This window comes from Trichocoleus sp. DQ-U1, assembly GCF_039961925.1.
In the GTDB taxonomy this organism is placed as follows: domain Bacteria; phylum Cyanobacteriota; class Cyanobacteriia; order Cyanobacteriales; family FACHB-T130; genus FACHB-T130.
The window spans coordinates 1-23,091 of the sequence record NZ_JAMPKB010000021.1; the positions used below are offsets into that span (position 1 = coordinate 1).

The 23,091-nt window shown below is 48.5% G+C and carries 14 protein-coding genes; 8 read left to right on the forward strand and 6 right to left on the reverse strand.

Going from position 1 to position 23,091, the window contains the following annotated elements:
* Window positions 1-1,774 precede the first annotated feature (1,774 nt).
* On the forward strand, window positions 1,775-2,962 hold the full coding sequence (locus NDI34_RS11185; RefSeq protein WP_199292331.1) for a PAS domain S-box protein: 1,188 nt from the start codon (window positions 1,775-1,777) through the stop codon (window positions 2,960-2,962).
* Window positions 2,963-3,028: 66 nt separating this feature from the next.
* Here the strand turns inward: NDI34_RS11185 and NDI34_RS11190 are convergent, their stop codons facing one another.
* Window positions 3,029-4,198: a quinone-dependent dihydroorotate dehydrogenase gene (locus tag NDI34_RS11190; protein WP_348232673.1), complete on the reverse strand. Its 1,170-nt coding sequence runs from the start codon at window positions 4,196-4,198 to the stop codon at window positions 3,029-3,031.
* Window positions 4,199-4,568: 370 nt separating this feature from the next.
* Here NDI34_RS11190 and NDI34_RS11195 point away from each other — a divergent pair, with 370 nt between their 5' ends.
* The gene (locus NDI34_RS11195) at window positions 4,569-7,553 is read left to right on the forward strand and encodes a GAF domain-containing protein (RefSeq protein ID WP_190534004.1); all 2,985 of its coding nucleotides are present in this window, start codon (window positions 4,569-4,571) and stop codon (window positions 7,551-7,553) included.
* 45 nt (window positions 7,554-7,598) lie between these two features.
* On the opposite strand, the gene secA is transcribed toward NDI34_RS11195, so the two are convergent.
* From secA to NDI34_RS11220, 5 genes are all read right to left on the reverse strand, one after another.
* Window positions 7,599-10,415 carry a preprotein translocase subunit SecA gene (gene secA / locus NDI34_RS11200; protein WP_348232674.1) on the reverse strand — a complete coding sequence of 939 codons (2,817 nt, stop codon included), beginning with the start codon at window positions 10,413-10,415 and terminating at the stop codon, window positions 7,599-7,601.
* Window positions 10,416-10,661: 246 nt separating this feature from the next.
* The gene (locus tag NDI34_RS11205) at window positions 10,662-11,282 is read right to left on the reverse strand and encodes a diheme cytochrome C (RefSeq protein ID WP_190414083.1); all 621 of its coding nucleotides are present in this window, start codon (window positions 11,280-11,282) and stop codon (window positions 10,662-10,664) included.
* Between the two features lie 111 nt (window positions 11,283-11,393).
* Window positions 11,394-12,302: a MoxR family ATPase gene (locus tag NDI34_RS11210; protein WP_190414084.1), complete on the reverse strand. Its 909-nt coding sequence runs from the start codon at window positions 12,300-12,302 to the stop codon at window positions 11,394-11,396.
* Between the two features lie 258 nt (window positions 12,303-12,560).
* Entirely contained in the window at window positions 12,561-13,676 is a 1,116-nt protein-coding gene (locus tag NDI34_RS11215; RefSeq protein ID WP_348232675.1) for a bifunctional riboflavin kinase/FAD synthetase, read from the reverse strand.
* Window positions 13,677-13,740: 64 nt separating this feature from the next.
* A complete protein-coding gene (locus tag NDI34_RS11220; protein ID WP_190414088.1) occupies window positions 13,741-14,643 on the reverse strand; it encodes an MBL fold metallo-hydrolase in 903 nt (300 codons plus the stop codon).
* Window positions 14,644-16,643: 2,000 nt separating this feature from the next.
* Between NDI34_RS11220 and NDI34_RS11225 the strand changes: the two genes are divergently transcribed.
* From NDI34_RS11225 to NDI34_RS11250, 6 genes are all read left to right on the forward strand, one after another.
* Entirely contained in the window at window positions 16,644-17,801 is a 1,158-nt protein-coding gene (locus tag NDI34_RS11225; protein WP_348232676.1) for a PEP-CTERM sorting domain-containing protein, read from the forward strand.
* A 157-nt stretch (window positions 17,802-17,958) separates the two neighbouring features.
* Window positions 17,959-18,828, forward strand: coding sequence for a 2OG-Fe(II) oxygenase (locus NDI34_RS11230; RefSeq protein WP_190673749.1), 870 nt, complete (start codon window positions 17,959-17,961; stop codon window positions 18,826-18,828).
* Between the two features lie 277 nt (window positions 18,829-19,105).
* The gene (gene grxC / locus NDI34_RS11235) at window positions 19,106-19,369 is read left to right on the forward strand and encodes a glutaredoxin 3 (protein WP_190686200.1); all 264 of its coding nucleotides are present in this window, start codon (window positions 19,106-19,108) and stop codon (window positions 19,367-19,369) included.
* A gap of 117 nt (window positions 19,370-19,486) precedes the next feature.
* Window positions 19,487-20,464, forward strand: coding sequence for a glutathione synthase (gene gshB / locus NDI34_RS11240; RefSeq protein WP_348232677.1), 978 nt, complete (start codon window positions 19,487-19,489; stop codon window positions 20,462-20,464).
* Window positions 20,461-21,597 (forward strand): Gfo/Idh/MocA family oxidoreductase, encoded by a 1,137-nt coding sequence (locus NDI34_RS11245; protein WP_348232678.1) that lies wholly within the window; start codon window positions 20,461-20,463, stop codon window positions 21,595-21,597. Before gshB ends, NDI34_RS11245 begins: the two co-directional genes overlap by 4 nt.
* A gap of 266 nt (window positions 21,598-21,863) precedes the next feature.
* Complete coding sequence (locus tag NDI34_RS11250) at window positions 21,864-23,072, forward strand: tetratricopeptide repeat protein (protein ID WP_348232679.1); 1,209 nt, start codon at window positions 21,864-21,866, stop codon at window positions 23,070-23,072.
* Window positions 23,073-23,091: the final 19 nt, after the last annotated feature.

Below are 23,091 nucleotides of genomic sequence, written 5' to 3' on the forward strand. Positions count from 1 at the left end.
CATCGACAGAGCAAAAAAGTTCTTCTAGACTAAGCATGGGACGAGCCTGTAAAGCTGTTGTGTGATGACTTTTAGCTTACTCGCTTGTCCCCTCCTTATCCCGAACTCAGGTTAATTTATTGAGATTCTCTGGCATGGTACAACGCTCTGAATTAATTTTATAGTTAATCAACAGGTAGGCTAATTAAAGATTACTTGCCTGCACTCAATTATTTATAAATCGGTAATAAAAAACCATTACTTATTCCCATCATCTACAAAAAATCTTGCTTTTTAGAGCATTCTTTAAGATTTTAGCTTTATAAAGTCTACTGTTATTTATACCCCTAGTTTTAGTAGTCTAGGAAATACTGATATTTCGCGAACGCGACAGTGGCGAGGTAAGGTGGGAAGCTTCCAAATACAAAGCGAACTGTAATCTGGGTGTGGGAAGGTTAATCGCTGGCGTTGATTGGTATCTTCTTCTGTGGCTAATGATGAAGAAGTCTGGAAGTTTTTCAAAACGCAATGGGGCGATGACACAGATAGGGAAACTTCTTGTTTTTGCATACAAAAACTGCTAGGGCAGTTTGCCCAACTCCGTAAAAATGCACCTTTGGAACTTTACCCGTTACTGTTTTACCAAACTTCTACCACAGGGCTGGGTTGAATGTTAAATTTACCTGTGATTGGAAGCACAAAACCTATGTTTAGGAAAGATAGCGCTATCGTGGATAGAACAGTAAAGTTGTCAAAACAAGCGTAAGAGCTACAGCTTTGAGACATCTGTTTTATAAAATATAAGAGTTTTAAACGGCGATCGCGAGAATTGCCTTGCACTTCTAAGATAGAATGAACCGACTGGGAAATTATTAGGCGATCGCGCATCCAAAAAAACCTTCTATTGCAGTTTCCCAGGAGGTTTTTATTTGTGTTTGCGACAGATTACAGCTTAGAGAACTTCCAGAAGACGCTGCTACGCGATCGCATACATAACGGTTTCAGTATTTCTAGCAGAGTTTTTAACTGTTTAGCTAAAATTGTATCGCTAATAAATAAACGAAATTATTCTCATTCAACCTGATTTTTCGCTTACACTAGAGGAATCAGCGAACCTTAAATCTATTTGCAATTTTGAATACAAAAAGCCCCTATCAGTTGCTTTCTAGGGGCTTGGTGTTGTCTGTCAGTATATCCCGTTGCAGCTTCTTGCGGCAGGATAACGATTATCTAAGGCTTAACTTTTATTCTCTTCGCCTGCATCCATCTGAAGAAATAGATTGATGTAAACTCATTAAATACTTGTATTAAAAATCACAAGCAATTTTAATTAGGTTCTTTCAAAACTTGTCTTTTCATACCCCGCGTAACTGAACTCTTGATTGCGTTCGTTAACGAAGCGGTGCTTAGTGCAAAGCAACTTTGTGAATCGATCGCAAAGCGTATGCAGAGAGTGATAGAATCTCCCTTGTGCTTTACTCACATTGCGCTCCGTTCCACACTACAGGGTGTTGTACATCAAAGATTTTCCAATCGCTAAATATTTAGTTAGAAAACCCTAATTATTTCCATAATCTCAAAAAATAAGCTTGAATATACATTAGTTAAATAAAATTTACTTTTTGCCGCTATTTGCATATTTAATTTATTCATTTAATAAATAGATAAATAGGGGGAGCAAGGATTGCCTCTTTTGGAAGGGCGCAATTAGAGAAAGGAATGTTAAAAGGAAAAAAGCAGTGAACTTGATAGAGGGTAAGAAGTTCTCAATCATGCCCTTAGTGAAGGTAAAACTATGAAAAATGAAATAAATGTGAACTTATTTGCCCAACAAATTCAGCAAATTAACTGGCGATTAGCTGAGCTGTACAAAGGGGCAACCATCGCTCCGCCTAAAGAGCCAGAGCTACTGCCAGTCGCCTTCAAGGAGTTGGGCATCGCCTCGGAAACGCTACAAGTGGCGCTAGAGGAACTACGCCAGCAGAATGAGGAACTTGTAGCCGCACGACAGGCGTTGGAAGCCGAACGCCACCGCTACCAGGATCTGTTCGAGTTAGCACCGCAAGGCTACCTGGTGACGGATGCAGAAGGGACAATCCGAGAAGCCAACCGCGCTGCTGCTAAACTGCTCAACGTGTCGCCAGAGTTTTTAGTGGGCAAACCGTTTGTCATCTTCATTCCTCAAGAAGAACGTCGAATCTTTCGTAACGAACTGACTCGGCTGCATGAGCAGCAACGAGTATATGAGTGGACAGTACGCCTACAGCCCCGTAAAGGTGAGATTTTTGACGCGGGGATAACAGTCGCCACTACTCATAATAATGGGGAAGGCAAAGCAGTCACATTGCGTTGGCTGATTCGCGATATCACTGAGCGCAAGCGGGTAGAGAAGGCGCTAGAAAAAAATAACTACGACCTCAAGCAAGATCGCCCTGTACAGGCTTACTCCAAAGGAGAAATCATTCCCCTCGACCCTCAAAACCTGTGGTTAGTGTGTCGGGGTTTGGTGAAGCTGAGTACGATGAGTGACAATTGTGAAGAGGTGCTGGTAGGGTTAGTCGGTCCTTCGATGCCTTTTGGCTCTTGTTTAACCGCCCTGTCAACCTATCAAGCAACTGCCGTCTCGGACGTGCAGATAGTTAACATTTCCCTCTCAGAGATAACAGCCTCCCCTCATCTTGCCCAGACTATTTTACCGAAAATTAATTTGCGGTTGCGGCAGACAGAATCGCTTTTGGCGATTTCTGGTCAGCGACGATTGCAAGACCGCTTGCAGAATCTATTGTTGCTGCTGAAACAGGAAGTTGGCGAACCTGTGCCGCAGGGAACTCGTTTGAGCGTTCGTCTCACCCATCAAGACCTTGCCAATGCCTGCTGCGTCACCAGAGTGACAATTACCCGATTGTTAGGGAAGTTACAGCAAGAAGGAAAGATTTCCTTTGACTCCAAATACCACATTATCCTCAAAGAGGGGAGCTTCTAGAGTAAGCGGTTAGGGGTGAGTTATCAGTTGTTGGTTGATTAACAAGTGACAGTGGGTAGCTTGAAATCAAGTCTGAAGACTGTCTATGCCAACGGCGTCAGAGAGGGACGCTAAGCTGTGTTCCTGCAATTTTTGCAACAGACCCTCCAGAATGCGGCGTACCATCCAAGGACCTTCATAAATCCAGCCAGTGTAAACCTGGATCAGGCTAGCACCCGCCGCGATTTTCTCCCAGGCATCTTGGGCAGTGAAGATGCCGCCGACGCCGATAATGGGCAGTTGACCTTGCGTTTGCGTGAAGATAAAGCGAATGACTTCGGTAGAACGTTCTCTTAAAGGGGCACCGCTGATGCCACCGGCTTCTTCACTCACGGGTTTACCAGTTGGGGAAAGCATCTGGGTTTTTAGATGATCGCGCCGGATAGTGGTGTTAGTGGCGATGATCCCAGCCAGTTGGTAATTTTTAGCAAGTTCAATCACAGAAGCGATCGCTTCCCACTCCAAATCTGGGGCAATCTTTACCAGTAGAGGTTTTTGTCCTTGATTTTCCTGTTGCAGGGCATCTAGAATCAGACTCAGCTGATCCGAAGACTGGAGACTTCGCAATCCCGGTGTATTGGGTGAGCTAACGTTAACGACAAAGTAATCTCCCAAATCCTTCAAAAGGCGAAAACTACCCAGATAGTCAGCAGCCGCAGCCTCTAGTGACGTTATCTTAGATTTACCTAGATTAATTCCTAGGGGAATGTTGAAGGTTGAAGGTTGAAGGTTGGAATTTTCAGCTTTTAACTTTCCACTCCAGCTTTCCAACCTTTGCGCCATTGCCGCTGCCCCTTGGTTATTAAATCCCATCCGGTTGAGGGCGGCTTTGTCCATCGGCAAGCGAAACAAGCGAGGACGGGGATTTCCTGGTTGCGCGTGTAAGGTTACGGTACCGAGTTCCGCAAAGCCGAAGCCGAGACTAGGCCAAATCCCAGCCGCGACGCCATCCTTATCAAATCCAGCGGCTAGACCCACTGGATTGGGGAACTTTAGCTTCCACAGAGTTTGTTCTAAGCGAGCATCTCTCTTGGCGTAAGATTGCTGTAATTGTGCAACAATCCAGCTTTTGGGGGGATGAGAAGGCAAACCGGCAAGAGCGCTGAACAGATGGAGCGTTTGTTGATGCAGCCATTCTGGATCGGCTTTCAATCCGGAAAATAATGCCGGACGAATTGCGAGTTGATAGATATCCATAATTTAATCATTCGTCGTTAATCATTAGTCATTGGTAAAAAAGAAAACAAAAATAACTAATAATTGACAACCGACTATCCTCAAGTAAGGGCATTCTAGATATTACAAGCTTTGCAAGAGACACCCACGAACAAAGTTCATACCAAAAACATGAAAGTCTCTTTCCCGCACGCCCGACTTCCGAGTTTTAAGACACTCACCGATGAGCAAAGTTTCACAACGAACAAGCTGAAAATCTTTCTTTTTGAGACGCTCTGGTTTGTTCGGGCAATCCGGGAGTAGAGCGCCGCTACGCTAACAGTCCTACTTTCAAGTGAGAAATCTGACAAGCGACAAGCGATCGCAATGAGTCGGGTCGCGGTTGAATAACATGGATCAACACCACACTCCAGACCAAAGTCCAGCGGACTACGAAAACCAACTTGTTGCCTTGGGGCGCGTCCTTCAGACCATGCGGGAAGAGGAGAATGTTGACGTTCTCATCGAAACCACCCTGAATTATCTCGCCTCCGAGTTTGACTATCGCCTGATTTGGATTGGCCTCTACGATCGCTTAGATCACCGTTTATTTGGCAAAGGCGGCGTCACTCCCACCGGCGACACAAAATTTCTTAAAAGTAAGTTTACCCTAAGTCCCGGCGACCTTCTGGAGCAGGTAGTCATCCAGCAGCGCTCCTTAGGCGTCCCGAATCTCAGCGAAGAAGTGCGGGCTGGAGAATGGCGTCGAGCAGCTCAACAATTTGGAATTCAGGGTGCGTTTTTTTATCCTTTGCGCTGCAAAGACCGTTGTTTTGGTGTCGTGCTACTGGGATCGTCCTTGTGGGGTGCCACTCCTCGACCGGGAGAAAAAGCCCAGATGTCAATGCTATTTGGGGGATTAGCTGCTGCCCTGTACCAGATTGAACTTGACTGGCAGCACTCCTCGACCAAGCGCCCCGACCAGCCGCTATTTCAAGTGCTAGACCAGATGGCGCGGATGCCTGCGATGGATCAACGCCTAGAGGCTGTGGTAGCCATGACGCAGCAATTTATTGGACCAACTCGCACCAGCGTCTACTGGTATTCCCCGGAGCGACGCTACTTTTGGCACCGAGTTGGCAACCGCCAGACATCTAGGGGACTCGCTTCCTCAGCCGCCAGTGCTGCTGCTGGTCTTACCGTCCAAGAAGTCAGCGAATTTTATCTAGCTCTGAATGAAAATCGGCTGATTGCCATTGGCGCGGGTAGAAGCCCCCTAAAAGCCGAAGTAACCGGGCGCTTGCTCTCCAGGTTGCGGGCACGCTCCCTTTTGGCTGCGCCGATTCGGGTAAAGCAGGAACTGGTGGGCTTTCTGGCAGTGGAAGGCAATGAAGCTCGCATCTGGGAAGAAGCGGAAAAAAACTACATTCGTGCGGCTGCTCAGTTGATTTCCCTAGGGGCAGGAAGTGAGGAGATAGAAGGAACGCTTGAGCGTACCCAACAGGATGCCCAACTGGTAGCAGAGTGTGCCCGTATCCTCGCCGACAACACAAACGCTGAGAAAGCCTTAGATGAGTGTGCCCAACTGCTCTTGAAGCGGCTGGGGGCAGAACGTTTTTTGGTACTGCAACAACCCAGAAGTGGTCAGGGGTCATGGTTCGGGAATGGGGAACAAGACTCATTGCCCATTCCCCCAGGTTCAACTGAACACTCAAAACAGAAAGCTGAAAATTATTCGGTTGTTTACCAGCGCCAGCCACTGAATAGAAGACCCCTAACAACTTCCCTCAGCGCTGTTACAGGTGCTGACCGGCAGCTAATCGAGGAAAGTCCTGAAGCCGTGGCGATTGAAGATTGGGAACAAGACCCGCGACTGGGTCGCTGGCGGGAAAGCTTGGCGGGTTTAGGCGTGCGATCGCTTTTAGTCTGCCGGATGTCCAGTCGCGACGCCTCTGAGCTTGACCCAGACGCGGAAGAGAAGTTACCCCTTGTTGTTATTGGTCATAACACCCCCCGAACTTGGAACCAAACCGAGCGCCAATTACTAGCCATCGTCAGCCAACAATTAAGTTTGGCAGTCCGCACCTTGGAGATGAGAACCTCCACCCAACTCTCAGAGTCAGCCCAATCCTTCTTCCAGGCTGGCTTAAAGATTCTCTTATCGGCACCGACAGACCCAGCCGGGTTCGATCGGGCTTGGGTGGAATTCCTCTCTGAGATGCTGCAATCTCCTCTAGCGCTCTTGCTCACTTGGGGAGGCACCCGGAAAGATTCTCGGATTGAAAACGCCAAGGTAGCGGCGGCGGTGATGGCAAACTCGCGGTTTGCCCTTCCCCCCGACCTCTCGGTTCCACTCAACGATGCGTTGATTCAGGAAGCTCTAATGACCGAGGGTCTTCTAGAAAAGCGGGGCACGCAAATCCCCGGTAGATCCCGGCAATGGCTGAGTAGCGCCAGTATCGGCTGCTTGCTGGTCATGGCTCTCCCCCAGGATGAAGGCGGAAGGATGAAGGAGGAAACAACTCCCCTTCATCCTTCCGGTGGTCTGGTTGTGCTGGCAGACAGCCCCCAGCGTCAGTGGCCCGAACACTTACTTCCGGTTGTGGAAACCTTGATAGGACAGTTCGCTCGGATTCGCCAGTACACCTTGGAAAACGCCGCTCTCTATGGGCAAGTCAGAAACCTAGAACAGCTGAACTGGTATAAACATCGTTGTATGGCAAGCTTGCATTCCTCTGCCGCCGATCGACTTAACCGCCTGAATCAACTTGTAGGGGGGGGATTATCAGACATCCCCCTGGGAGAACAAACCAATCGTGCAGACAGTTCTGTACCTTCTAAAGGGCATCCTCCAGATAAATCTTTAGCGCGTATGCATTCCTCACAACTCATCCGCGAACTAGGGAATATCCTTGGGGAGTTCGCCCCGCTCGTGGAGGAGGAGCAGTGGCAGCTGAAGCGCCGACTGACAAAGGTGCCGTTAGTGAATGTGTTGAAGCGATCGCTCTGGTTCGTTCAACCTCTCTACCATCAGCGCCAGATTCAAGTATCCATCGGAGGAGTGGGTAGCAACCTTCACGTATATAGCGACCTGCTTAAGCTGGAATGCGTCCTCTCCGAACTGTTAGCGATCGCAGCTCGTAAGGCAACCGCAAACAGCCGGATTCATCTCAAGGCTGAAGTCAAAATTCCCCAAGAGGACAGCGCTTCCCTCGTGGAATTGTTAATGACCGATTCGGAAAGTTTTGATTTGACAACACCCGTAGGAGCGGGTTTCCATCTCGAACCAACCTTGAAGATTTGCCAACGCTTCGTGCGCTCTTTTGGCGGCGATCTCCAGTTTTACCAGATGGAAGGACACCGCTACTTAACTCGGTTGTTACTACCAATGGTCTAATTAAAAATTAAAAATTGAATGCCCAATTTTTAATTTTTAATTCTTTTACACCGCTTGCGGCTGAACCTGCGGCTGGAACTGGAACAACGAATAAACCACATTCCGGCGGATATCCGTCATCATGTCCAGAAACATCTCATACCCTTCCTGCTTGTACTCAATCAGGGGGTCTTTTTGACCGTAGCCGCGCAAGCCTACCGACTCGCGCAAGGCGTCCATCGCTTGTAGGTGTTCCCGCCAGAGGGTATCAATTTGTTGCAAGATAAAGAACCGCTCGGCTTGGCGCATCAAACCAGGCTGAATTTGATCGACGGTCGATTCTTTGAGGTCGTAGGCTTTTCGCACTTCTTCTTGCAAGAAAGTTTTGATTTCCCCAACGCTCATGTCTTCTAGATGGGACGGCTCCAAATCTGCCAACAGATTGACAAATTCCTTCACCTTGGCGACAAGGCTGTTTAAATCCCATTCTTCCGAAGGTAATTCTGGATTGACGTAAGCCTCCACTATGTCATCCATTGTCCGCTCGGCATACTGAATCACCTGTTCTTTCAAATCCAGTCCTTCCAAGACGCGGCGGCGTTCGGCATAGATAGCGCGACGCTGGTTGTTCATCACCTCGTCGTACTCAAATACCTGCTTCCGGATGTCGTAGTAGTAGGTTTCGACTTTTTTCTGCGCCCCTTCCAGACTCCGGGTTAGCATCCCGGATTCAATGGGCATATCCTCCTCTACCCGCAATCGATCCATCAATCCCGCCACGCGATCGCCGCCAAAAATCCGCAACAAGTTGTCTTCCAAACTCAAGAAAAACTTCGTCGAGCCTGGGTCTCCCTGGCGTCCGGCGCGACCCCGCAACTGGTTGTCAATCCGGCGCGACTCGTGGCGTTCTGTGCCGATAACGTGTAAACCCCCCAGCCGGATCACTTCTTCGTGTTCGGCGCTAGTAAACTGTTCGTATTCTTTGTGAATTAAGTTGTAAACCTCCCGCAGCCTTTGGATTACTGCGTCATCCGTGGGTGCTTTTTCTGAGGCAACGGCTAGCTTATCCTCTGCCTCCAACTCTGGCAGGCTCCGCTCTCCATATCGCTGTACGGCAAAATCCACCGCACTTTTCAGTTTTTGTTCCGTATCCTTTGATAACTGGGTCGGGAAAATTTGCGGGCTAACCTTCCAGCTTTTCACCTTCTTACCGGGAGTAAACCCCTGCGCTGGCGCACGTCCTGACGCTCCCGCCACCTGGCTCAAGGCAAAACTATCTTCTTCTTCCGGCTGCACAATCTTGGGCATCAAGTATTCCCGCAGTTTCAGCCGTGCCATATAGTCCGCATTACCACCCAAAATGATGTCGGTTCCGCGACCCGCCATATTCGTCGCAATCGTTACTTTCCCTTTACGACCGGCTTGGGCGACAATTTCCGACTCCCGCTCCACATTTTCCGGTTTGGCATTCAGCAGGTTGTGCGGCACTTCTCGCTCGCTCAACAGAGTTGACAGCAGTTCCGATTTTTCCACGCTGGTTGTTCCCACAAGCACGGGTCGCCCAATTCTGTGCATTTCGGCACACTCTTCAGCGATCGCCCGCCACTTCCCTGCCTCTACCTTATAGACCACATCGGGCATATCCCCCCGTCCGCTGGCTCGATTGGTGGGAATTTGCGTAACTTCCAGTTTGTAGATTTTTTCAAACTCGGCTTCTTCTGTCTTTGCCGTTCCGGTCATCCCGCCTAGCTTTTCATACAGCAAGAAGAAATTTTGATAAGTAATGGTCGCCAGCGTTTGCGTTTCATTCTGAATTTCTACCCGCTCTTTCGCCTCAATGGCTTGGTGGAGTCCGTCACTCCAGCGACGACCGGGCAGTACCCGCCCCGTAAACTCGTCCACAATCACGACTTCCCCATCGCGGACGATATAGTTTACATCTTTTTTAAACAGCTCTTTTGCCTTAATCGCATTAAAGATATAGTGCGCCCAAGGATCGTTGGGGTCGTACAAATCCTTAACTTCCAGCAACTGTTCTGCTCTGGCAAACCCTTCATCCGTCATCAGAACGTTACGAGCTTTTTCATCTACCTCGTAATGTCCTTGCTTATTCCCGTCGCTCTCAACTTCTTTTTCCAGTGCCGAAGCGATCGCTGCCGCCTTCAGGTACTTCTCGGTTGGGCGCTCGACTTGCCCGGAAATAATCAACGGCGTCCGCGCCTCGTCAATCAACACCGAGTCTACTTCGTCGATGATGCAATAGTTCGGTGGACGCTGTACCACATCCGCCATCGAAGTTGCCATGTTGTCGCGCAGGTAATCAAAACCCAATTCGCTGTTCGTGGCGTAAGTAATATCGCAGGCGTAATTTTTCTGGCGTTCGCTTGGCCCCATTCCCGATTGAATCAGTCCGACGCTCAAGCCCAAGAACCGATGCACCTGACCCATCCACTCGGCATCGCGCCTCGCCAGGTAGTCGTTGACTGTGACCACGTGGACTCCCTTACCAGTCAGGGCGTTGAGGTAAGCCGGTAGGGTTGATACCAGGGTTTTTCCTTCCCCAGTTTTCATTTCGGCGATTTGACCTTTGTGCAGAACAATCCCACCGAGCATCTGCACGTCAAAGTGGCGCATTCCCAAAACTCTTCGCCCTGCTTCCCGCACGACTGCAAAAGCTTCTGGGAGCAACTCATCCAACAGTTCTTGGCGTTCCCGCGCTGTCTTAGTTTTCTCCAGTCGCTGTTTAAATTCTGCGGTTTTGCCCGTCAGTTGTTCGTCGGACAGCGCTTGGATTTCTTCCTCCAAGAGGTTGATATCTACAACATAAGGTTGGTATTTTTTGAGCTTGCGTGCGTTGGGGTCGCCCAGTAATTTTTTAAACATAGCAGCAAAAGGAAACTTTAGAAGGATGAAGGATGTTAGCGATTCGCTGTCGCGTATAGCGGTGCTTTCTTCGCAGGATGAAGGATGAAGGATGAACTTAGGAGTCAGAAGTCAGAAGTCAGCGGAGAAGTCCTACTTGATTCATCTTTCTGCCTAGCGGTTTTATGCCTCCAACGACCTTCGGCATTTATCAATCATCGTATCATTTCCACTTAGGCTGAGATGGTACGGGCATCCCGTCTAACTTTAGGGTGAATTTTCCCATTCAGCAGTCAGATCCCGGAAGTTGTATTGATTAGCGCCAGGGTGACAGGTGACGCAACTAGAGAGTTTTACGGGCTGGGGCAGTTCGACGCGAGGATGAAGTGCTTTTAAATAGCGAGATTCTGTAACCCGATAGGGCACGGTTTCTTTTTCTAGTTGGGGACGAGAGTAAGTCCTCACGTAATCCCAAATCAGTAAAAGTGAGGGAGTGATGATGCGCGGCAACTGCGTCCCGTAATGTTGGTGCGTTTCTTGCAGCAGATTTTTCCAGGTTTCCATCGGCAGAACGGCTGGGGGGACGGCAATGTGACAGGTGGAACAGTTATCCACGTAAAGTTGCTGTCCCAATTCGAGGCGACTGATAACCGGATCGACGGTGCCCATTATTTCTGTCGCTGTGTTGGCAGTGGTTGGGGACATTTGGGCAATGGGGACTTTGCTCTGAACGTCCATCGCCATTGCCATTCCCCATCCCAGGATGATGCTCCAGACTAAGAGCAGCAAAAACAAAGTAAAAAGCGATCGCTTGCGGATGCCCTTAGGCGCGGCTTCTCGCCCAGGGAAAGAGCGGGAGCGGGTTTTTGACCGGACAAGCTTTGGCATAACGGATGCTTGGGTAATGGGTAATGGGTCGTGGGTTGTGGTTTGTGAGTTACACCGACTACCTGCTACCTACTACCTACTACCAAAAGACAACTGACAAGGGACAAAAGTCTATGGAATCGGAATCGAGCGCAGCAGACGCTCCACAATCGTCTTAGCACGGCGACCGCCCGATGGAATGAGACGATGGGAAAGGACGTGAGGTGCCAGGAACTTCACATCATCGGGAATAGCATAATCCCGCCCTTCCAAAAAAGCCAGTGCTTGGGTACTTCGCTGCAAGGCAACGGTACCGCGAGGACTGGCACCGAGCGTAATTTCTTCATCTTCCCTCGTCGCCCGCACCAAGTCGAGAATGTACTGTTGCAAAGACGCCTCTACCTTCACGCCGCCACACAGACGCCGTAACTCCAGCACGTCTTCCAGGGAAATACAGGGCTGTAAATCTTCTACCCTAACGCCTTCAGCGAGCCGTTGCAGCATTTGGAGTTCTTCTTGCTCGCTGGGATAGCCCAAAGTTAAGGAAACTGTGAAGCGATCCATTTGGGCTTCTGGCAACGGAAACGTGCCTTGATACTCAATTGGGTTCTGAGTTGCGATCGCAAAAAACGGATTGGGTACGGTGCGAGAAACCCCATCAACGGTGACTTGTCGCTCTTCCATCACTTCTAATAAAGCAGATTGGGTGCGGGGGGTGGCACGGTTAATTTCGTCTGCCAGCAGCACGTTTGCAAACACGGGTCCCGGCAGAAATTCAAACTCGCGTCCGGCGGGATTCCAGATATTCGTGCCGGTGATATCAGTGGGCAAAAGATCCGGAGTACATTGAATGCGTTGAAACTTTCCGTCAATCGAGCGTGCCAGCGATTTAGCCAACAGGGTTTTACCAACGCCAGGGACATCTTCCAACAGGGCGTGACCACCGGAAAGGAGGGCTACTAGCACTAAGCGAATGGCATCTGCTTTGCCGACAACTGTGCGACCCAGATTTTGCGTCAGCTGCTCAATACGTTGTCTCATAGTCGTTATTTTTTCGTCATTCGTCAGTAGTGAATTCGTCCATTGTCCGTCGTCTGTTGCCTGTTGTCTGCGAACAGTAACAATGACTGATGACGACTGAGGATGGATGAATAAGACCGCTTAGCAATTCACGCTTAAAAAGTAAAAAGGCTCTTGCTGCCTCGCAGTCTGCCTGTATTTGTATCTCACCTCACTCTATTGCAGTCCTCAGTCCTCAACCCTCACTCTTTGGCTCCTCACTCTTCGACTCCTCAGTCCTCAGTCCTCAGTCCTAAATAAGGCTCTTGCTGCCTCGCAGTCTACCTGTATTTGCGTCTTAAGCGCGTCCAGGGAAGCAAATTTTTGTTCGGGGCGCAAAAACTGTTCCAAGCTCACAGTTAAGGTCTTTCCATATAAATCTCCGACCCAATCTAACAGGTGAACTTCTACGGTGGAGGTGGTACCGTCTACCGTGGGGCGATTGCCAATATTCATCACGCCGATGCCCTCTATTGGCAAGGAACAACCATCCGCCGCTACTTTGGCTTCCCCATTCCCTGTTTCTGTTTGCCCGGTGGCTTCCGAACCATCCTCGGTTTCGCTATAAACTCTGACACAATAAACGCCCTGTCGGGGTAAAAACTTTTCTGAAGGAAGTTGTAGGTTGGCGGTAGGAAATCCGATGGTTCTGCCTAGTTGTTGTCCTTTCACGACTAATCCAGTGAGAGTGTAAGGACGCCCTAGTAGCCGGTTTGCCTGCTCTAAGTCTCCTTCTTGGAGCGCCTGACGGATGACTGAACTGCTAATCCGTTCGCCCTCACAGGTTTGCAACGGCACCAGGGTGACATTGATGCCATAAGAGTGCGCGATCGCTTTTAAGTCCGCCCCCGTACCCGCTCTTTGGCACCCAAAGCGAAAATCCTCTCCGACACTCACACTTTGCGCTCTGAGTTGTCCCACCAAAATCTTTTCTACAAACTGCTGCGGACTCAAAGCAGCCAGTTCCCTGTCAAAAGGCAACAGCACCAGCTGTTCCACACCCAATGCCTCTAGTTGTCGTACTTTTTCGGGTCGGGGTGTTAGCAGTCCTCGGCGTTGACCTGTAAAAAACTCTCGCGGATGCGGATTAAACGTCACCACTGTAGCGATGGGATATTCGTTGGAACTGAGAATTTTCGTCTCAGGCGACCGTCCCGTGTCCTCACTTTGGCTTTGCCAATGGTATTCTAACCGCCGATGCAGGGACGATGGAGGAAGCGTTGGTACACCCGGAACGTCAGAAGCCTTCAAAATTGGTTTGACGACCTGTTGATGCCCGCGATGCACACCATCAAAGTTTCCCAAGGCAACAGCGGTTGGTTTTAGAGCAGTGTCAGGAGAAGAAGTTACCCACACGCTTTACATTTTTACATAATTTAGTCGTTCGTCATTAGTCATAAAGGATTAGCCAATGACCAATTTAGGCAGAAACGCCCGCTTCTTGGACAGCGATCGCATTTGGCAGATGATTCTGTGGCACTAGCTGAATTGACAAGCCTTCCCGCGCCATTATCGCTTCGGGAAACTCTTGCGCCACCTGTTCGCCAACCCGATCGAGAAAATCATCATTGTGCAGCGGATCGTGGTGGAAAATTACCAGTTTTTTCACATTCGCGGCACGAGCTACTTTCACGGCTTCCTGCCAGGTCGAATGTCCCCAACCTACTTTAGAAGATTTGGGTGAGTCGTATTCCTCATCCGTGTAGGTAGCATCATAAATTAGGACATCTGCATTCCGAGCCAGCCACAAAACTTTTTCATCCATGCGAGTCGGGGAGTGTTCTGTATCGGTCACGTAGGCAGCAGCACAACCCCGCCAGTTGACGCGGTATCCAACAGCTTCCCCAGGATGGTTTAACAGGGCATTTTCGACTGTAATTTCTCCAATTTGTACCTTTTGCCCGATTGGCAAATCGTAGAATTTCAAATCGGCTCCCATGATTTGTAAAGGCACGGGAAAATTTGGGTGGAGCATTTGGTCGCGCAGGCGCTGCTCAATCGTCGAACCGTTCGGAGCAACCGTTCCATGAATATGAAACCGATTCCCCTTAATAAAGGCAGGAACAAAGAAAGGAAACCCTTGAATGTGGTCCCAGTGGGAGTGGGTGAAGAACATATAAGCTTCCACCGGCATTTGAGATAGCAGGGATTGCCCTAATACTCGTAGGCCAGTGCCGCCATCGAAAATCAGGCGTTCACCACCCACTCTCATCTCAACACAAGGCGTATTGCCGCCATACCGGACTGTCTCCGGCCCCGGACAGGCGATACTTCCTCTTACTCCCCAAAAGTGAATTGTGAATAGGTTTTGCATGCTAGACATGGGTGTTGCCTGTAGGATTCCGATCGCGGGTCATCAAAAAGGTTTTACTGATTGTTCATATAGTTTGATGCCAGAAGCCTGCACGAGATTGGGACCGTGCTTGCTTGAGGAAAGTCCAGCCAATCTCAAAAAGCCTTGGTTGCTCAACCAGGCTCAACAATTCAGCGGCTGACGTAGAGAGTGATCCGGCAGAAGACCCTATTCTTCTATTTGAGTATGACTCAAAACTGCTCCCTGGCATAATTACAGATGCCGCTTTTGCAAGCGTTTTTTACGGAAACTTTTTAAGTTACGCTATTGCCTCTGGTAGGACACGCATCCAAACTAGGAGGACGCTAGCTTTTGGATTAATTTAAAAAGCTTAGCAGTTTAGTCGTAAAAACGTCTGGCACTTGTGCAACAGTAATCTGTGATCTAGCTCACCTTCAAAATATAAACAAGTCGCTAGAGGATAAAACTTGCCTTGTGTAGACAGATGAAGTTGCACACCTGGAGAGCAAAATTTCCTAAGAGGAGCAGATTATCTCTCCCTCTCTATATCGATCTTACCAAGTCTGAGTCTAGATTGCCTGCCGCTTAGTTGAGTGAAACTTTTTTAGTAAGAGTTGATTGAGAATCACAACGCTCTCCTGAACTCGTTGCCCACATATAGATTGAGGGGGATTGAGGGCGTTCTTTGGGAATGCAGCTCATCTATATCAGAATCTGAATCAGAGCAAAATATAAAGCCATCAAAAAACCGCTTTTTGTGACGGGCACTCTGGCACTCAGGTGCTTTCATCAGTCACATCCTCCACTTCTGGCGTCACTGATTATCTAGCGTGCGCCTAGAATATCTGGTTCAACAACCTTCGTCAGCTCGGTATACACAGCCATATTAAGCAAGGAAAGATATCTACCCGCTACCAGCCTCTGCCAGGTCTTGTAAACTCTGAATCATTGTATTTATTGCTTGCCTAGTAACGGGGGCACCCAGCTGACTACTACGATTGCCTTTAACAAGATTGCTCAAGTCGGTAGCAAGACAATAGCCCTTCTCCGTTGAGTACACGCTGGAGGGGCAAACAATTATTTGTCCGAACATCAGCCTTGCAGGGAATACCAGCGAGAACCGCTATAACTGCGCTGTCTCATCCCACTTTAGATTTTGGATTTCAGGTTTTGAATGGCACAAGTCCTGACAGCAAAGACTTTCAGCAATTTACTTGTGGCGACATTCAGGTGAAATAGTCTCAAAACTTGCTTGAAGCGTTGTTCATTTTAGCTAAACCGAATCTCTGTATAGCAGTAATACCACTTCAGGGCTTCGCATACTTACCCTTGGGAAGGCTGCTTACCCTCGGTAAATACTCAAAGCAAGCAGGATTGATTTAGCTAGTCGCGAAATCAATCCGTATTGATATCAGTGCCAAAAAGCATTTACTTATGATTTTGGCGCTAAAGTAACCTACCTAAATTTTTCAACTTCGTGTTTCGACTCGGTAAATACTGAAAAAGGCTTTTATAGGATTTGTATTGCTAAAATAAGTGCGTAGTTCTGCTGAAGACGTTACCCCTATAAATGTGGAACACTTAATATTAAAGCTCTATATTTTGCAATAATTGCAAAATTTTAAGCTCTGGAATAGCAGGCTGGGATTACTAACCAGTAAAGCTTTCAAGCCGCAAGCATCAGTTTTAAGCGTAGTGTCTCTTATAGGTAAGTGCCTAGCGAAATGCTCCGACTTCAGCAAAAATTTACTCAAGGATTGAGTTTAAATAAAGATACGAAGAAGTTTTAAAAAATCGATAGACAACTAAAAAAATAGTCTCTACAGTAGAAGTAACAGCAAAGGAAACATAATTGGTTTTCAGAAAAGTCAGGGGAAATCTACAAGTTCAAGGCATTTCATTGATGTTTAAACATCCTGTGATATACAACCTTGCACTGTAGTGCAAAGATCGCAGATTCCATAGCGCAACTTCAGTTCACTCTTAAATTGGTAAAGGTTTTAATTACGATGAAAAGGACAATCCCAACTCTACTTAGTTATTCCTTCGTGGCTGCTGGTGTTGCGATCGCATCTTCTGCATTTTCCCCAGCCCATGCTGCCTCAATGACTTTTAGCTCCAATGACTTTACAGGTGCTAACGCGAAGGTCAACTTTACATTGGATGACGCCATAGCCGGACCAGGCAAAATTCAGTTCACAGTGGCTGTTGACACGAAATTCTCATTTGGGGACATTCGCGGAATCTTCTTCGACATTCTTGATAACTCGCTCCTAAGTGGTCTGAGCGTAGTTGGTCAAAACCAACTAGGTCAAAACCAATTAATAACCACGACTGCCTATAGCACCAGCGACAACCTTAGCACTGTTGGTCAAGCTAATTTGAATGGCGATGGAGGCAATCACTCATTTGAATTTGGCATAGAAATTGGTGACACAGGTTTGAAGGGCGGTAAGGACGACTTTCAAACGGCCGTTTTTACCCTGTCCCATGCCACAACAGCTTTAACCCTCTCTCAGTTTTACGGTCAGGAATTCGGAGTGCGCCTGATGAGCGTAGGAGATACCAATGATGAAAAATCTCGTCAGGAAAGTAGCAAACTAATCGGAACCGCAGGTCCAGCGCCAGCACCTGCTCCAGCACCCGCACCAGCACCCGCACCAGCGCCAGCACCCGCACCAGCACCCGCACCAGCGCCAGCGCCAGCACCCGCACCAGCGCCAGCACCAGCGCCAGCACCCGCACCAGCGCCAGCACCCGCACCAGCACCCGCACCAGCGCCAGCTCCAGCGCCAGCACCAGCGCCAGCACCCGCGCCAGCACCAGCACCCGCTCCAGCGCCAGCACCAGCACCTGCTCCAGCACCAGCACCTGCTCCAGCGCCAGCACCCGCACCTGCTCCAGCACCCGCACCTGCTCCAGCACCCGCACCAGCACCTGCTCCAGCGCCAGCACCGGCACCAGCTCCAACACCAGGTGGCACCACCGGCGTTGATTACAGCAATGGCGGAACGGGAGTTGACTACGGTTCCGGCACCAATCCCAGTACCGGCGGCACTAAGAGTAACCCTAAACCAGTACCCGAACCCAGTACAGTGGGCGCACTCATGCTGACAAGTTTTGCCGCCATGCGGTTTGGCAAAAGACGGAAGACAAGCGCACAGTAGCGTTAAGCGCTAGTTAAGCGACTGTTTTACCTCCCCTAGAGATACATATTTCAAAAAGAGCTTCTCACTTACGATACGGTGAGAAGCTTTTGCTCAGGGTGAATTTACTTCAAGCCAAAAATCTCAATGCGATAGGTATGTGAAAGTAGGAAAACTTATGGAAACATCTGCTCAAGTCAAGGAGATAAAAGTCAAACTGCTTTTAGCAGGGGGGCATCAATACACTGTCTTTCTAAAGTCAGACGCCCCTATGCTAGAAAATCTGTTAAAAACTGTTGTGGCTCGCTCTTATAAGCAAGAAGATGGTTTTTATGGGTTGTTCCAGATTCCGATTGATGAGGGTCGCGCTTCTCTGTGTTTTCCAAGCGAACATCTGGTTGGTGTAGTTACCGAACCCTCAGTTTTTGTCATGCAAGAGGAACTGAAACCTCAACCAACGGATGTTTTAGCGTCTCCCTACGTGCAAATTGACAATTTTCTGACTCAAGAGGAACACAAACAACTACTCGACTATGTGTTTAAAAAAGAGCCAGCCTTTGTACCTACCAGCATTTCAACCGATGCGACTGATTATCGTCGGTCTATGGCTCTCTACTCTTTCCCTGAGTTTTCAGAACGGATAGTCAATCGCCTGCGAGCAATTTTACCGGATATATTTAGTAAATTAGGGATTCCATCATTTCCTGTATCTCAAATTGAGTCACAATTAACCTCTCACAATGATGGGAATTACTACAAAGTTCACAATGATAATGGTAGTCCTGATACTGCTACCAGAGAATTAACCTATGTTTACTACTTTTACCGAGAACCCAAAGCTTTCTCTGGTGGAGAGCTACTAATTTATGACAGCAAGATTGAAAATAACTTTTACGTGAAGGCTGATTCCTTTAAAACAGTTGAGCCTCGTAATAATAGCATTGTGCTTTTTCTCAGTCGTTATATGCATGAAGTATTACCTGTGCAATGTCCCTCAAAAGCCTTCGCAGATAGTCGCTTTACGATTAACGGATGGGTTCGACGTTGATATTTTTGCGCCTTCAGCCAGATTTTTTTCTCTAGCTTCAGCGCTAAGCAATATTAAATGGCTCTTTTTCCCTTAAGGATTGATTTCTGGGAAATTTCCACAAGAAGCTCTCCGCTTTGATTAAGCGGGGAGCTTTTTAGGATGGAGTGGGACTTCCGGTACGGGACGTGCTAACTAAGCGAACTAAGATTTTCAGTCAACTCTACTCGGAAAACAAGATATAGATGGGTTTGACTAGACTAAGATCAAGAAAAATTACTTAATATTTGAGGACAAGATGGCTCCTAAAGTGGAAATTTATACCTGGAGCAGCTGCCCCTTCTGCATCCGTGCCAAGGCTTTGCTCGATAAAAAAGGGGTTGATTATATCGAATACGGCATTGATGGGGATGAGGCGGCACGGGCGGAGATGGCAAAACGCGCAAATGGGCGGCGTTCCGTACCTCAAGTTTTTATCAACGATCGGCATATTGGGGGGTGCGATGATACCTATGCGCTAGAAGCTCAAGGCAAGCTCGATCCACTCCTGCAATCAGCATAGTCATTCGTTATTCGTCCTGAGTCACTGTTTGCGGACAACGGACAGCGAACAACGGGCAGCGAACAACGGGCAGCGAACAGCGGACAATGGACAAAAGACAAAAAGCTGATAGCGAACATGAAACTTGCTTTTATTATTGACCCCATCGAACGCCTAGATCCCGGTCACGATACCAGCGTGGCGCTGATGGAAGCAGCACAAGCGTTGGGACACGAAGTTTGGATTACTCAGGCGAATTTATTGAGTGTGGGGGATGGCAAGGCTTGGGCGTTGCTTGAGCCGGTGCAACTGACGCCGGTGCAACTGGTGGAAGGACGCTGGGTGGCGGAGTCGCGATGGTTTTCTGTCGGCGATCGCGTTTTACAACCGCTGGAAACAATGGACGCGGTTTTCATGCGAACAGATCCGCCAGTGACCGTTCCTTACCTCTACGCTACCTACATTCTGGACTATATCGATCCAGCAAAAACCTTGGTCATCAACGCCCCCAATGGGTTGCGGGCGGCAAATGAGAAGATGTACGCACTCCAGTTTAAGGAGGCGATTCCAGAAACGATTGTCAGTGCGGATAAGCAGGTGATCCGGCAGTTTCTGGAGGCAAAAGGGGCAGCAATCCTGAAGCCGTTGGGAAATAAGGCGGGGGAAGGAATTTTATTTTTAGATCCGAGCGATCGCAACTTTAATTCCCTGATAGAACTCAGTACCCTTCAGGCACGAGTTCCGGTGATGGTGCAAACTTACTTACCCGCCGCTAAAGAGGGAGACAAGCGAATTATCCTGCTCAATGGCGAACCGATTGGAGCCGTGAATCGCATTCCTACAGGGAAAGAATTTCGCGGCAATATGGCAGTCGGGGGGAGAGTCGCTCAGACAGAAATTACCCAACGAGAGCGCGAAATCTGCGCCCAACTGGCTCCTACACTGCGCCAGGATGGTTTAATTTTTGTCGGGATTGATGTGATTGGCGGCTACCTCACGGAAGTGAATGTCACCAGTCCTACTGGCATCCGAGAAATCGATCGACTTGATGGCACCCGTCTCGGCTATCAAGTGATTGAATGGGTGGAAAAGTTTAGATCGGAAAACCCTGCATGACATTCAGCAATTCAGCCCAAGCATCGAACCCGATTGGCGTAGCAGTGGTGGGGACTGGATTTGGTCAGAAAATCCACATCCCCGGATTCCAGGCACACCCGCGTACTCAGGTGGTTGCCGTTTACAATCGGGATTTGAATAAAGCGATCGCTCTCGCTTCTGCCCAGAATATCCCCCACGCTTGCGACACCCTAGAAAAAATCGTCGCTTTGCCAGATGTCGCCGCTGTCAGTATTTCAACGCCACCCTTTTTGCACTATGAAATGGCGAAGACGGTGTTGCAAGCTGGGAAGCATCTATTATTAGAAAAACCCACAGCCCTGTCAGCGACTGAGGCACGTCAGTTGTATCAGTTGGCGAGAGAAAACGGCGCGATCGCTACCCTCGATTTTGAATTTCGCTTTGTCCCCGCATGGCAGCGATTTGCGGAACTTTTAGCAGAAGGGTATGTGGGGCAACAGCGCCTGATCAAGATTGATTGGCTGGTGTCGAGTCGTGCCGATGCCACGCGCCCGTGGAACTGGTATTCTCGGAAAGACCAGGGAGGAGGAGCATTGGGAGCCGTCGGTTCTCACGCTTTTGATTACATTAGCTGGTTGTTTGCACCTGTGCGGCGACTGTGTGCCCAGCTGATTACAGGAATTCCTTCTCGTCCAGACTCGAACACGGGTGAAATGAAGCCGGTGGATGCGGATGATACGTGTATGCTGATGCTGGAACTGGCGGATGGGACGCCTTGCCAACTGTGTATCAGTTCGGTTGTCTATGCATCCCGGACACACGGGATCAAAGTTTATGGCGATCGCGGTACGTTAGTCTTGGGCAGTGAAAATCAGAAAGATTACGTACATGGTTTTCGCCTCTGGGCGGCACCTGCGGGTAAACCGCTCGCTGAGGTAGAAATTCCGCATCGGCTGGCGTTTCCCCAAACCTATACGGATGGGCGTCTGGCACCCTTTATCCGAGTTGTAGACAACTGGGTGCAGGCAATTGACGCCGGGAAAGCGATCGCGCCATCGCTGCGAGAGGGAGTTTATTCCCAGCTGTTAATGGATTTAGCCCATGAATCCCATCAGACGGGTTGCTGGGTGGATGTGCCAAGTTTGGACACTTTCCTGGCCAGTCGCTCATAGCGACAGTCAACGTAGGAGATTAAGCTTCAAATACAGTTAAGTTAACGTTTTGAGGCAACCTATTTGCACCCCCTTCGCCTCCTGAAAAAGGAGATTTTTTTCTCATCGCCCCCAATTTATCAGCGGGTTGGGGGATCTTCTTTCAAATACTGATTTATCTAAACGTATTTAACCCGAACCGGATCGCGTTGCAACTTTGCCATTTGCCTCGCGACTGAGTTAGATTAAAACATCTTTTCAACCGCTTTTCCTCAGGGTGGGCAGCAATGTTACCTGTCGCAGTTTTCGTCTGTCTTGGCTGGATCGTGTCTGTTTGTATACACGAGTTTGGTCATGCGGTAGTTGCTTATTGGGGCGGGGATACCTCAGTTAAAGATAAGGGGTATTTGACCCTGAATCCCCTCAAATATACCGATCCAACTTTGAGTTTGGTTCTGCCCGTCGTCTTTCTTCTCATCGGTGGGATTGCCTTACCGGGTGCCGCAGTTTACATCAATCAAAGCCAATTACGCAATCGTTGGTGGAAAAGTGCTGTCTCCGCAGCGGGTCCCATCGCTAGTGTAATCGTGACTTTATTGCTCACGATTCCCTTTTGGCTGGGTTGGGTGACGCCATTCAGCGAACACTGGATTGGACCAGCTTTAGCATTCCTAATTATTCTACAAATTTCCGTTATTCAGTTCAACTTTCTGCCAATTCCGCCGCTGGATGGTTATGGCATTATCGAGCCGTGGTTGCCGAATCAAACTCAAATTAAACTGAGAAAGCTGAGCAAATATGGAATTATTGCCCTCTTCATTCTGCTCTCATTCGTAAAACCGTTAAATCTGCTTTTTTGGAAATCAGCTTTTACAATTGGGGCACTGCTTGGTGTTCCAATGGAATTGGTATGGAAGGGATACGCATCTTTCAACGCAGATTCTGGCATTTTATTAGTAGCGGCGATTGGTGTTTTTTTACTAATTCGTAGGGTAATGAGTCCGCATCACGCTTGTTACGAAAAAGGTGATAAATTACTCAAATCGCAACAGTACGAAGAAGCGATCGCTTCCTATGACAAAGCCATTAAACTAAAACACAATTTTGGGGAAGCGTGGCACCATCGAGCCTGGGCGTTAGGAAACCTACAACGGTATAAAGAAGCGATCGCTTCCTACGAGCAAGCAATTGTCCTCAAACCAGATAACCCCGCTATCTGGACTGACTGGAGTGGGGCACTCGCTGCATTGCAACGATACGATGAAGCGATCGCCTGTTGTGACAGAGCCATCGAAATCAATCCTCACTACCCTTATGCTTGGTATAACAAAGCTTGCTTCTGTGCCCTACAAGGCAAAGCTTCTTTAGCGCTTGATTCTCTAGAACAGGCAATTAATCTCGATCCCAATACATTTAAAACTTATGCCAAAAATGAATCAAGTTTTTATCAAATTCGGCAACATGAGCGGTTCAAAAAAATGATTGGTGAATTGTAGCTAGTAGGATAATAGCCAT

Bases quoted from the DNA above. Each gene is read 5' to 3' on its own strand.
- NDI34_RS11195 (WP_190534004.1), top strand. From the start codon at position 4,569: ATGGATCAACACCACACTCCAGACCAAAGTCCAGCGGACTACGAAAAC.
- secA (WP_348232674.1), bottom strand. From the start codon at position 10,415: ATGTTTAAAAAATTACTGGGCGACCCCAACGCACGCAAGCTCAAAAAA.
- NDI34_RS11185 (WP_199292331.1), top strand. From the start codon at position 1,775: ATGAAAAATGAAATAAATGTGAACTTATTTGCCCAACAAATTCAGCAA.
- NDI34_RS11220 (WP_190414088.1), bottom strand. From the start codon at position 14,643: ATGTCTAGCATGCAAAACCTATTCACAATTCACTTTTGGGGAGTAAGA.
- gshB (WP_348232677.1), top strand. From the start codon at position 19,487: ATGAAACTTGCTTTTATTATTGACCCCATCGAACGCCTAGATCCCGGT.
- NDI34_RS11225 (WP_348232676.1), top strand. From the start codon at position 16,644: ATGAAAAGGACAATCCCAACTCTACTTAGTTATTCCTTCGTGGCTGCT.
- NDI34_RS11230 (WP_190673749.1), top strand. From the start codon at position 17,959: ATGGAAACATCTGCTCAAGTCAAGGAGATAAAAGTCAAACTGCTTTTA.
- NDI34_RS11210 (WP_190414084.1), bottom strand. From the start codon at position 12,302: ATGAGACAACGTATTGAGCAGCTGACGCAAAATCTGGGTCGCACAGTT.
- NDI34_RS11205 (WP_190414083.1), bottom strand. From the start codon at position 11,282: ATGCCAAAGCTTGTCCGGTCAAAAACCCGCTCCCGCTCTTTCCCTGGG.
- NDI34_RS11250 (WP_348232679.1), top strand. From the start codon at position 21,864: ATGTTACCTGTCGCAGTTTTCGTCTGTCTTGGCTGGATCGTGTCTGTT.
- NDI34_RS11245 (WP_348232678.1), top strand. From the start codon at position 20,461: ATGACATTCAGCAATTCAGCCCAAGCATCGAACCCGATTGGCGTAGCA.
- NDI34_RS11190 (WP_348232673.1), bottom strand. From the start codon at position 4,198: ATGGATATCTATCAACTCGCAATTCGTCCGGCATTATTTTCCGGATTG.
- grxC (WP_190686200.1), top strand. From the start codon at position 19,106: ATGGCTCCTAAAGTGGAAATTTATACCTGGAGCAGCTGCCCCTTCTGC.